This window comes from Roseicyclus sp., assembly GCF_052168335.1.
Taxonomy (GTDB): Bacteria; Pseudomonadota; Alphaproteobacteria; order Rhodobacterales; family Rhodobacteraceae; genus Roseibacterium.
On sequence record NZ_JBQLZP010000113.1, the window covers coordinates 1 to 1,779 of the forward strand.

3 protein-coding genes are annotated in these 1,779 nt (G+C 79.9%); all 3 read left to right on the forward strand.

What is annotated here, in order from left to right; translation table 11 throughout:
• The coding region (locus ACTS11_RS03595) for an RNA polymerase sigma factor (protein ID WP_442638973.1) at positions 1 to 554 on the forward strand (554 nt) is incomplete at its 5' end.
• Positions 544 to 915: a hypothetical protein gene (locus ACTS11_RS03600; RefSeq protein WP_442638974.1), complete on the forward strand. Its 372-nt coding sequence runs from the start codon at positions 544 to 546 to the stop codon at positions 913 to 915. The genes ACTS11_RS03595 and ACTS11_RS03600, both read left to right, overlap by 11 nt.
• Positions 908 to 1,420 (forward strand): periplasmic heavy metal sensor, encoded by a 513-nt coding sequence (locus ACTS11_RS03605; protein WP_442638975.1) that lies wholly within the window; start codon positions 908 to 910, stop codon positions 1,418 to 1,420. The genes ACTS11_RS03600 and ACTS11_RS03605 overlap by 8 nt, the downstream gene beginning before the upstream one ends.
• Positions 1,421 to 1,779: the final 359 nt, after the last annotated feature.

The window sequence follows — 1,779 nt, forward strand, 5'->3', positions numbered from 1 at the left end:
CGCTCGACGACGGTGCGCTCATGGTGCTCTTCGCCCGGGGCGACCCGGCGGCGGCGCGCGCCCTGACCGCGCGGCTCCTGCCGCGGGCGTTGCGCCATGCGGCGCGCGTGCTGGGCGACCGGGCCGAGGCCGAGGACGTGGCGCAGGAGGCGATGCTGCGGCTCTGGCGCGCGGCGGGCGGCTGGCGGACGGACGGCGCGGCGCGGCCCGCGACCTGGCTCCACCGGGTGGTGGCGAACCTCGCCATCGACCGGCTGCGGCGGGCGGGGCGCGCGACCGGCCTCGACCCCGAGACGCCGGACGCGGGGCCGGGCGTCGAGGCGCGGATGGCCGAGGCGGACCGGATGGCGGCGCTCGACGCCGCGCTCGCCACCCTGCCCGAGCGGCAGCGGCAGGCGGTGGTGCTGAGGCATATCGAGGGGATGACGAACCCCGAGATCGCCGAGGTCCTGGAGATCGGCGTGGAGGCGGTCGAGAGCCTGACCGCCCGCGGCAAACGGGCGCTGAAGGCGGCGCTCGACGGACAGAAGGAGGCGCTGGGCTATGGTGACTGACAGAGGCGACGGGACGGACCGGGCGCTGGACGCGCTCCTGTCCGAGGCGGGGGCGGAGCGGCCGGGGCCGGACCTCGTGGCGCGCGTCCTCGCGGATGCGGCGCGGGTGCAGGCGGAGGCGGCGACGCCCGCGCCGCGGCGGCGCGGGCTGTTCCGCGAGCCGCCGGGCCTCGTCGCGGCGCTGGGCGGATGGGGCGGTCTCTCGGGCGTGACGGCGGCGGGCCTCGTCGGCCTCGCGGTCGGGTTCTGGTCGCCCGGGGCGCTCGACACGCTGGGCGGCGGGCTCTGGCCGGTGGCGGCGGAAGGCGGGGCCTGGATGCCCGACCTGGCGGAACTCGCGCTGGAGGTGGACGATGTCTGAGCCCGTTCCCCCGGTGCCCCCGGTGCCGCCGCAACCGCCCGAACCGCCGCGCCGGGCGGGGCGCGGCGTGAAGATCGCGCTCGCGGTGTCGCTGGCGCTGAACCTCGCGGTCGCGGGTCTCGTCGGCGGCGCGATCCTGGGGCGGAACGGACCGGGCGAGGCGCCCGCCATCCGCGCCCTCGGCCTCGGCCCCTTCGCGCTCGCCCTGCCGCGCGAGCAGCGCGACGAGGTGCGCGGGCGGATCGAGGCGGACATGCCGCGCCTGCGCGCCGAGCGGAGCGAGATCGGGCGGAGCCTGCGCGAGGTGCAGCGCGCGCTCCTGGCCGAGCCCTTCGACCGCGCGGCGGCGGCGCAGGCGCTGGCGCGCTCGCGCGAGGCCACGCTGGCGCTCCAGTCGGCGGGGCACGCGGCGCTGCTCGACACGCTCGAGGCGATGTCGGCGGAGGAGCGCGCGGCGCTCGCGCAGGGGCTGGGCCGGGCGCTCCGCCGCATGGGCGGACGCTAGCGGCGGAACCGGGCGCGGCGGCTCCGGCATCCGCAAGGCGCGGCCCCGCCATCGTGGCGTGCGGCCGGAGGTCCGGCGGGCGGCAGGCGCGTCGGATGCGTCGGGCCGGGCCCCGTCCACCCCGAGAATGACGCAGGTTCCGGCCGCGGCGCCTGGAACGCGTGGGGGCAATGCAAGCCGGTCGATCTCCGCGCCCCGGGGCTGCCAGCGGGCCGGGGCGGGCGCCGGTGCCGCGCGGAGAAAGGCGCGGGGGCAAGCGTGCCCCTGCCGCACGCGGGGTCGGTTCGCGCGGCCCGGGGCGCGGCGCAAGCGGGCCGGGGATGGCGTCGGGGATGGCGGGCCGCGTCAGGGGGCGGGCA

What these genes read in the sequence shown, in the direction of transcription:
- ACTS11_RS03600 (WP_442638974.1), top strand. Translation starts at nt 544, where the DNA reads ATGGTGACTGACAGAGGCGACGGGACGGACCGGGCGCTGGACGCGCTC.
- ACTS11_RS03605 (WP_442638975.1), top strand. Translation starts at nt 908, where the DNA reads ATGTCTGAGCCCGTTCCCCCGGTGCCCCCGGTGCCGCCGCAACCGCCC.